This window comes from Saccharothrix sabaoui (assembly GCF_051756985.1).
Classification (GTDB): domain Bacteria; phylum Actinomycetota; class Actinomycetes; order Mycobacteriales; family Pseudonocardiaceae; genus Actinosynnema.
The window spans coordinates 21,395-30,257 of sequence record NZ_JBPKJK010000113.1; the positions used below are offsets into that span (position 1 = coordinate 21,395).

9 protein-coding genes are annotated in these 8,863 nt (G+C 72.9%); 2 read left to right on the forward strand and 7 right to left on the reverse strand.

All coding sequences use genetic code 11. The annotated features are described in order from the left end of the window. Positions 1-16: 16 nt before the first annotated feature. The 6 genes from ACR807_RS28760 to ACR807_RS28785 all read right to left on the reverse strand — a co-directional run bounded on the left by ACR807_RS28760 (position 17) and on the right by ACR807_RS28785 (position 5,198). On the reverse strand, positions 17-499 hold the full coding sequence (locus ACR807_RS28760) for a Cif family virulence factor (RefSeq protein WP_438924571.1): 483 nt from the start codon (positions 497-499) through the stop codon (positions 17-19). Positions 500-535: 36 nt separating this feature from the next. Continuing rightward, a complete protein-coding gene (locus ACR807_RS28765; protein ID WP_438924572.1) occupies positions 536-2,164 on the reverse strand; it encodes a thiamine pyrophosphate-binding protein in 1,629 nt (542 codons plus the stop codon). Between the two features lie 12 nt (positions 2,165-2,176). Beyond that, complete coding sequence (locus ACR807_RS28770) at positions 2,177-3,004, reverse strand: type 1 glutamine amidotransferase domain-containing protein (protein WP_438924573.1); 828 nt, start codon at positions 3,002-3,004, stop codon at positions 2,177-2,179. A gap of 122 nt (positions 3,005-3,126) precedes the next feature. Next, complete coding sequence (locus ACR807_RS28775) at positions 3,127-3,828, reverse strand: EthD domain-containing protein (protein ID WP_438924574.1); 702 nt, start codon at positions 3,826-3,828, stop codon at positions 3,127-3,129. Then, entirely contained in the window at positions 3,825-4,151 is a 327-nt protein-coding gene (locus ACR807_RS28780; RefSeq protein WP_438924575.1) for a muconolactone Delta-isomerase family protein, read from the reverse strand. The genes ACR807_RS28775 and ACR807_RS28780 overlap by 4 nt, the downstream gene beginning before the upstream one ends. 12 nt (positions 4,152-4,163) lie before the next feature. Further along, complete coding sequence (locus tag ACR807_RS28785) at positions 4,164-5,198, reverse strand: ankyrin repeat domain-containing protein (RefSeq protein ID WP_438924576.1); 1,035 nt, start codon at positions 5,196-5,198, stop codon at positions 4,164-4,166. Positions 5,199-5,437: 239 nt separating this feature from the next. Between ACR807_RS28785 and ACR807_RS28790 the strand changes: the two genes are divergently transcribed. After that, entirely contained in the window at positions 5,438-6,424 is a 987-nt protein-coding gene (locus tag ACR807_RS28790) for a mycofactocin-coupled SDR family oxidoreductase (RefSeq protein WP_438924577.1), read from the forward strand. Positions 6,425-6,427: 3 nt separating this feature from the next. On the opposite strand, the gene ACR807_RS28795 is transcribed toward ACR807_RS28790, so the two are convergent. After that, the gene (locus ACR807_RS28795) at positions 6,428-7,318 is read right to left on the reverse strand and encodes a LysR family transcriptional regulator (protein WP_438924578.1); all 891 of its coding nucleotides are present in this window, start codon (positions 7,316-7,318) and stop codon (positions 6,428-6,430) included. A gap of 162 nt (positions 7,319-7,480) precedes the next feature. Here ACR807_RS28795 and ACR807_RS28800 point away from each other — a divergent pair, with 162 nt between their 5' ends. Next, positions 7,481-8,350 (forward strand): oxidoreductase, encoded by an 870-nt coding sequence (locus ACR807_RS28800; RefSeq protein WP_438924579.1) that lies wholly within the window; start codon positions 7,481-7,483, stop codon positions 8,348-8,350. Positions 8,351-8,863 lie beyond the last annotated feature (513 nt).

Consider the following 8,863-nt stretch of genomic DNA (forward strand, 5'->3'; position numbering starts at 1 on the left):
GTGGGGTCGACGCCTGCTACGCCGCGGCGCTCTCGGGAGCGAGCCCGGTCGCGCGCGGGGCGGCGGACCCCGGCATGGGGGTCAGGCCCCCGACGGTGCACGTGCGGATCTTCGGGCGGCCGTCGCGGTGCACGACGGACCACGTCTCCTCGGTGGTGACGCCGACCCACGCGCTGTTCGGCGAGGGCGGCACCCACGTGCGGGACTGCCAGGCCACCCGCAGCGTCACCTCCGCGTGCAGCGGCGACGTGGTCGCCACCCGCACGCCGAGCACGTCGTGCACCTCGTCGAAGTAGGTGCTCGTCGTCTCGCCGTACCAGGACCGGAAGTCCGCGTGGCTGCGCACCGTGCGGTGCGGCAGGTGCATCACCAGGCCCGCCTCGGTCAGCAGGCCGAGCAGCACCTCCACGTCGTCGTGCCGGTCCAGTGCGGTGAACCAGTCCTCCACCAGGCCGCGCACGGCGGCCTCGGTGATCCGGTCACCGGCTCCCCCAGTCATGTGTCCGACCCCTTCCCGGTCTCGGTCGATGCGCCTTCAGTCGATGACGAGGTCGACGAGGTAGGGGCCGTCGTGGGCGAGCATCTCCTCCACGGCGGCGTCCACCTCGTACAGCTTCTCCACGCGCCGCCCCGGCACGCCCAGCGACGCGGCCAGCCCGGTGAACGAGATCTCCGGCGTCGCCAGGTCGAACGCGGCCGGGTAGGCGTGCGGGGAGAGGCCCTGCTCCCGCCAGTACTGCTCGATGTTGAGGTCGAGCAGGTGGTAGCGGCGGTTGTTGCAGATCACGAACTTGGCGCCGATGCCGTGGCGGGCCGCGGTCCACAGCGCCTGGATCGTGTACATCGAGCCGCCGTCGCCGGTGAACGCCACCACGGGCAGCTCCGGCCGGGCGAGCTTGACGCCCAGCGCGCCGGGGATGCCGACCCCCAGGGACCCGCCGCGGGTCTGGAAGAACCGGCCCGGCTGCTGCGGCGGCAGGTGCTTCGCCAGCGGCCCGGACGCGGTGAGCGCCTCGTCGAACACCACCAGGTCCTCCGGCGCGCGGCGGGCGAGCCGCCGCACGAACCGGTCCAGCACCGTGTCCTCCTGGAGCGGGGGCTCCGGGTGCACGGGCCGGCCGCGCGGCGCCTCGGCGACCGGCGCGGCGCCGCGCGCGGCGGGGTCCTGGCGGACCAGTTCCCGCGCCAGCGCGGCGAGCGTGAGCTTGGGGTCCGCGACGATGCCCACGTCCACCGGGTGGTTCTTGGCGATCTCGTAGCTGTCGAGGTCGACGTGCACGATCCTCGCCCCCGGCTTGAACGGGTTGTCCAGGCTGGGGAACACCTCGGGGAACACGTAGGTGCCGACGATGAGCACCGAGTCCGCCTCGCCGACCACGCGGGCGCTGTCCGCGCCGAACATGTGGCCAAGCTGACCGCCGTGGAGCCGGTGCGTGGCGTCGAAGTTGAACTCCGAGGAGTTCACCCCCCACACCGTCGCGCCCAGCGCCTCGGCGACCGCGGTCAGCTCGCGCTGCGCCCCGCTGGTGGCGACGCCGTCGCCCATCAGCACCAGCCGGCGGTCACCGGCCAGCAGGGCGGCGGCGGCCTCCGCCACCAGCGGCGTCTCCGGCACCACCCGGGTGCTCGGGACCGGCGTGGGGAACACGGCCTCGGTGGTGACCTCGTCCAGCACGTCGGCCGGGACGACGACCAGCACCGGGCCGCGCGGCGGCGTCATCGCGATCTTCACCGCCCGCCGCAGCACCCGCAGCGTCGAGGACGGGTCCAGCACGCGGGTCGCGTACTTGGTGACCGGCTCCGCCATCGCGACCAGGTCGGCCGCCATCTGCCCGTCCATGGCGTCGTAGCGGACGCCCGCCTCCCCGACGACCACGACGAGCGGCGACCCGCCGCGCTTGGCCTGGTAGAGCATGCCGATCCCGTTGCCCAGCCCGACCCCGCTGTGCAGCTGGACCAGGGCCGGGCGCTGGGTGGCCCGCGCGTAGCCGTCCGCCATGCCCACCGCGACGCCCTCGTGCAGCGCCAGCAGGTACTGGAGGTCGAACTCGCGCCCGGCGTCCAGGAACCCCTGCTCGACGGTCCCCGGGTTGCCGAACATGTACTCGATGCCGTCGGCCGCGAACTGCTCGAAGAGGGCGACCTTGCCCGGCCTGCCGTTCATCGGTGGCGTCCCCTACCAGCCGTACCGGCGCAGGCCGTTCTCCAGCACGCGGACGAGCAGCTCGCCCGCGGGCACGGAGTCCGGCGTGGACCGCGCGGTGATGAACGGGTAGTCGACGATGACCGAGGTCTCCTTGCCGACGTTGCCGTGGAAGCGGCCGACCGGCCCGGTGGCGTCGCGGAGGATGTACTCCAGCGGGTACGGCGGCGGGCCCATGTTGAACTCGACGCCGATGAAACCGGTGCCGTCCTTGTAGTCGTACTCCTTCGGGTGACCCGTCACGTGCTTGTTCTGGATGATGCTCTCGCGGCTCTCCAGGTCACGCGCGAAAGCGAGCACCGCGACGCCGTAGCACTCGGCGAGGATGGGCTTGTCGGCGTTCACGAAACCGATCACGAGTTCGTGCAGGCGCCCGTTGTTCGCCATGTCGACGATGGGGCCGGAACCGCCCACGAGCACCAGGGCGTCGAAGCTGCCGACGAGGTCGGCCACCGCGCTGTCGAGGCGGCGGGTGTACTCCTCGACCTCGCGGAGGTGGTTCACCGCGCTGTAGTACGGCCGCTCGGGGACGAGGTCGGCCAGGCTCAGCGGGTTGTCCAGCCGGGGCGACGCGTCCAGCTCACGGGCGCGCCGGGCCATGTCGGGCGTGGTGACCGAACGGCCGAGGGGCGGGTCGAGGTACTCGGGGTCCAGGCTCGGCGGCAGGGCCGTGGGCCGCTTGCCGTTGGGCGTGACGAACGTGGTGCGGTAGCCGGCGGCGTCGAACGCCTCGACCGGGCCGACCAGTTCCTCGCCCCAGTAGCCGAATTCGGACAGGACGACCAGCACGCGCTTGGTCATGGTTCTCCTCGATCAGGAATTTCAGGCGGGTCCTGCTATTGCCTTGCTATTGCCTTGCGATTTCCATCCAACCGTCGCCGGTGAATTCCGACAACGAATTGCCGGCGATATCCGGGACTTGACTAGATGACGTCCGCGGAGGGCCCGATGACCCAGTTCTCGCGGACCGCGAGGGTGTGCGTGTAGCGCGGTTCGGTGAACGTGGCCAGGTCCGCCGCCGCGCGCCGGAACTCCGGCGTGCGCAGCGCGGCGCGCAGGGAGGCGGCGTCGTCGAACCACAGCTGGTGGGCGCAGTCGAGGGTGGCCTCGCCGACGGCGTACGCGCCGTCGCGGGTGTGGTTCTGGTAGTAGCGGCGCAGCCCCGGGACCTTCGCCACCAGCGACGCGTGCGCGTCCCTGCTGTACTGGCGGAACTCCGTCAGCGGCATCCCCTCGCGCCGCTTGACCAGCACGAACAGCTTCGTGCCCGGCCGGTCGGCGCGCTGCGGCTCACCGGGCAGCACGACGTGCGCCTCGGTGTCCATCACCAGCGTGCGCCAGAACGCGGCCCAGCGCGGCTCGTCGAGGCGGGCGCCCTCCAGGAACTCCGGCGTCTGCAACGACGCCAGCTGCTCCTCCTCGTTCGCGAGCCAGATCTCGGCGACACCGGACCACAGCGGCTCCGGCTCGTCCAGCGACAGCTCGACCCTGGTGCCCACCGCGTACTGCCGGATCTGCGGGATCTTCGCCGCGTAGTTCACGGCGTGCTCCTCCACCCAGTAGCGGTGGAACTCCTGCTCGCCCAGGCCCGGCCTGGGGTGGGCGAAGATCAGCTGGTGGATCATCGGCCCGCCTCCGCCTCGGTGGGGCGGTAGCGGTTGGCCACGTCCTCCGCGAAGCCGAGGTAGTCGCGCAGCGGCCAGATCACCTCGAACTCCAGGTACTCGCGCATCGGCAGGCGGAACACCGACCGGTCGAGCTCCTCGGCGGACTCGGCGTCCACCACGGCGATGACCCGCTTCTGGCCCGCGACCTTCCACAGGCCGATGCAGTAGCCGGAGCTGAGCGTCTCCTCCGCGTGGCGGGTCTCCTCCTCCTCCAGCTCCCACAGCTCGTCGAGGCTGATGCGCCCCTCGTGGTTCCACTTCATCTGGCAGTAGAACAGCATGTGCCGGTCCCCCTAGGCGTTGCGGATGGTGGTGGTCAGGTCGTGGTCGGGCCCGAAGACGTCGGCGGCCATGCCGAGCGGCGTCCTGCCGTCGTGGCCGACCAGGTCGAGGCGGGCGCCGGCGCGGACGAGGATGCGGGCGCACTCCTCGAAGCCGTGCCAGAGCGCGTCGTGCAGCGGCGTGTAGCCGTTCGTGGAGCCCTGGAAGTCGATGTCCGTCCCGGGGGTGTCCACGAGGACCTGCGTGATGTCGGCGTGCCCGTTGTAGACGGCCTTGTGCAGCGGCACCGCGCCGAACGTCGGCTCGGTGGCGTTCACGTCGGCGCCCGCGGCGATCAGCGCCCGCACGATCTCGGTGTGCCCGTCGCGGCTGGCGACCAGCAGCGGCGTGTGCAGGTCGTTGAAGCCGTTGAGAACCGGGGAGCGCGCGTCGACCTCGGCGCCGTTGGCCAGCAGCACCTGCACGCCGATCAGGTCGCCCGCGACGGTCGCGGCCATCAGCCGCTGCCGCTCCACGGCCCGCTCGTCGGCCTCGACGCGCCGCTTGAGCAGCGCCTCCGCGGCCAGCAGCTTCTCCCGGCCGAGCGTGTTGACGTTGATCGCGTACTCGAAGTGGTCGCGCATCGAGAACCCGTAGTGCGTGGACAGGTTCAGGCCCGCGCCCCGGTCCAGCAGGTAGCCGACGACGTCGGGCCGCTTGTACCAGAACGCGTCCAGCAGCGGCGTGTGGCCGGTGGTGGTGGCGACCGCGTCGACGAACGCGCCCGCCTCGACGAGCACCCGCACCGTCTCCAGGTCGCCGCCCTGCACCGCCTTGTGCAGCGCGGTGCCGCCGGCGGCGCTGTCGGTGGTGTAGACGTCGGCGCCCGCGTCCAGCAGCAGCCGCACCAGGTCGGCGTTGCCCTTGCCCGCGGCGATCATCAGCGGCGTCAGGCCGTCCGGACCGCGCGAGTTCAGGTCGACGCCGTTGCGCAGCAGGCCGCGGACCTCGGCCGCGTCGTCCCGGCGCACCGCGTTGAGCAGCAGCGTGCGCACCGCGTCACTCATGGGGTCTCCTCGTTCGGGGGGTGTCTGGGCACGGCTCCACCCGTTGCGGAAAAGGTTGCGGCGCAAGGGGTTTCGGGTCGACGTGCCCGGGAACGACTCCAGTCAACCGGCCGCGCGTCATGATCGACAAGGCGAGGCTTGCTACTGGTCGGACTTGACCGGGTGCACGAGTGCCATTACCAAACGGCATCGCCGCGGGTCTTGGACACGGCGCGGGCGGCCTCACCACGATCGTGCCCATGACTGATCAGGGACCGGGCGCCGAGCCCGGCGCGGTGAGCAGGCGGGCGCTGCTGGCGGGTGCCGGGGCGGTGGGTGCCGGCGTGGTGGGCGCCGGGGTCGTGGGCGCGGGTGCGCTGGGCGCGGGGGTCGCGGCGGCCGAACCCGCCGACCGGGGCGTCGGCGACCTGCGCGGGCAGGTCGCGCTGGTCACCGGCGCGGCGCGCGGCATCGGGCGGGCCACGTGCGTGGCCCTCGCCCGCGCGGGCGCGGACGTGGTGGCGCTGGACATCGCCTCGCCCGACGCGATCGAGCTGGACTACCCGCTGGGCAGCGAGGCCGAGCTGAACGACACCGTGCGGCGCGTGCGCGCCCTCGGCCGGCGCGCGACCGCGGTCAAGGCCGACGTGCGCGACGCGGGCCGGTTGCAGGAGATCGCCCGGCAGGTCGTCCGCGACCACGGCCGGCTCGACATCGCGGTCGCCAACGCGGGCATCAACACCTACAACGCGATGGCCGACATGTCACCGCGGCAGTTCGCCGACGTCATCGACGTCAACCTGATCGGCGTCGCCAACACGATGCGCGCCGTCATCCCGCACCTGGTGGCCCGCAAGAGCGGGTCGATCATCGTGGTGTCCTCCAGCGAGGGCCGCCACGGCGCGCCGCTGCTGCCGCACTACCAGGCGGCCAAGTGGGGCGTGATCGGCCTGGTCAAGGCGGTCGCGACCGAGGTCGGCCCGGCCGGCGTGCGGGTCAGCGGCGTCGCCCCGACGGGCGTGCGCACCCCGCTCGTGCTGAACGAGGCCACCTACCGGTGGGCGGGCGGCACGACCGTCGAGGACCTGGAGCGCGCGCTGCGCTCGTACAACACGCAGCCGGTGGGGCTGATCGAGCCCGAGGACGTGGCCGACTCGATCGCGTTCCTCGCCTCGCCGCGCGCCCGCTACGTCTCCGGCACCGTGCTGGACGTGACGGCGGGCGCGTCGACCAGGTGGAGCAGCTAGTCGTCAGTCCAGTTCGGACAGTTCCCGGACCACCTCGGCGAAGTCGGCGACCAGCGGGTTCGTGCTGGTCGCCGGCCGCGCGAAGGCGATGCGCAGCGGCGCGACGTCGGTGATCGGCCGCCACACCAGGTCCGGGCGGGCGTAGTAGGCCCCCATCGAGCTCGGCCCGATGCAGATCGCCTCGCCCGCGGCCACGTGCTCCAGCATCTCCTCGACGTTGCCGTTCTCCGGGCCCCACTTGGGCTCCGAGCCGTCCGGCCGCGGGTTCACCGCCCACCAGTCGACCCAGTAGCGCGGCGCCTTGCGGGTCCACACGACCGGCTCGTCGCGCAGGTCCATGATGCCGACGCTCTCCCGCCCGGCCAGGCGGTGCCGGCCGGCCAGGCCCACCACGCGCTCCTCCACCGCGACGATCTCGGTGTGGAAACCGGTCGTGTCGGCGGGCAGCCACAGGAACGCGATGTCCACCAGGCCGTCCCGCAGCGCCGCCACCTCCCCGCCCCAGTCGAACCGCTTCGGCTCGACCACGACGTCCGGGTGGCGGCGGGCGAACGCGGTGCGCGCCCTCGTGGTCAGCGGTCCCGCGCCGGTGGCCTCGAAACCGATGCGCAGCACCCGGTTCTCGGCCGCCGCGATGCCGCGCGCGGTGCGCTGCGCGCCCTGCCAGTCGGCGATGAGCTTCCGCGCGACCGGCAACAGGGCCTCGCCGGCGCTGGTCAGGCTGACCTCGCGGCTCGTGCGCAGGAACAGGTTGATCTTGAGTTCCGCTTCGAGCTGGCGGATCTGCCGGCTCAGCGCGGGCTGGGACACGAACAGCCGTTCCGCGGCGCGGGTGAAGCTCAGCTGCTCGGCCACCGCGACGAAGTAGCGCAGGACACGGGTGTCGACGTCCATGGTGTTGCGGAGCCTCCAGAGCGGGGTCGGTGGCGATCTATGCCGTGAACGCATGGACAAGGGTCTTGGACGGGACGTGAAGTCCCGGTGTCTTCTTGATCGTGCGGGGTGTGATCGCACCCCCCGGCACCACGCGTCGTGTGCGCCACGTGAGGAGGACCCTTGAGCACCAACCAGGTACCGCGCCCGAACGGTCACCGTCCCGGTCGGGTGTGGTTCGTCACCGGTACCTCGTCGGGTCTGGGTCGTGCCGTCGCGGAGAACGCGCTGGCGCACGGCGACACCGTCGTCGCCACCGCCCGTCAGATGGAATCACTCGCACCGCTGATCGCCCTGGCCCCCGACCGCGTGACGCCGGTGCGCCTGGACGTCACCGACCCGGCCGAGGCGGCGCGCGCGGTGCACGACGCGATCACCTGGCACGGGCACATCGACGTGCTCGTGAACAACGCCGGGCACGGCTTCATCGGGGCGGCGGAGGAGACGCCCGACGCCGAGCTGCGGGCCCTGCTCGACGTGCACCTGCACGGGCCGATCGCGTTGACGAAGGCCGTCCTGCCGCACATGCGGGCGCGCCGGACGGGGGCGGTCGTGCAGGTGTCCAGCATGGGCGGCCAGGTGGTGTGGCCGGGCTTCGCGGCCTACTGCACCGCCAAGTACGCCCTGGAGGGCTGGTCCGAGGGGCTGGCCGCCGAGGTCGCGCCGTTCGGGATCAAGGTGCTGATCCCGGAGCCGGGCGCGTTCCGCACGGCGTTCGCGGGGAACGCCCTGCGCTTCGGCGAGCCGATCGAGGACTACGCCGGCGTCATGGACCCGATCCGCAAGCTGGTCCGGGACATGGACGGCACCCAACCGGGTGACCCGGCCAAGGCGGCGCAGGCAATCCGGGACGCGCTCGACGCCGACCGCACCCCGCTGCGCCTGGTCCTGGGCAACGACGCCCACGACGCCATCACCGCCCGGCTGGACACCGTCCGGGCCGAACTGGCCGCCTGGGAACCCACCGGCCGCGCCACCGACATCGAGGGCTGACCCACCGTGCCCGCACACCAGCCGCGGGGGAACCCCCTCGCACAGGCCCCGCGACCCGACCCGCTCCCCCAGCGCGACGGCGAGTCCCCCGCCGGTCCCGCAGCAGGGCGAGCCCACCGGTCCGCGCAGGCAGGCGTGCGGGCACCGGCCCACCGGCCCACCCCCACTCCCGATCCGAGCCCCACCACTCCCGACCCGAGCCGCGCCACCAGCCCGACCCGCGTCGCCGCTGGTGCCGGTGCCGGTCCCGGTGCCGGCACCAGTGCCGGTCCCGGCGCGGATGCACGCGACGACAACCGCGACATGGCCCTCACCCCGCCGGCCACGCGCCACGACCGGGCATCCACCCCGGCGCGGGCGGGGTGCACGCCGCCGATGGGCCGGGCGGCTCTGCCCAGGCGGGCGGCTCTGTCCAGGCGGGCGGCTCTGCCCGGGCGGGCCGCTTTGCTCACGCAGGGCGCTTTGCCCAGGCAGGCGGATCAGGCCGGCCGGGCTCGCGAGGCAGGCCGGGCC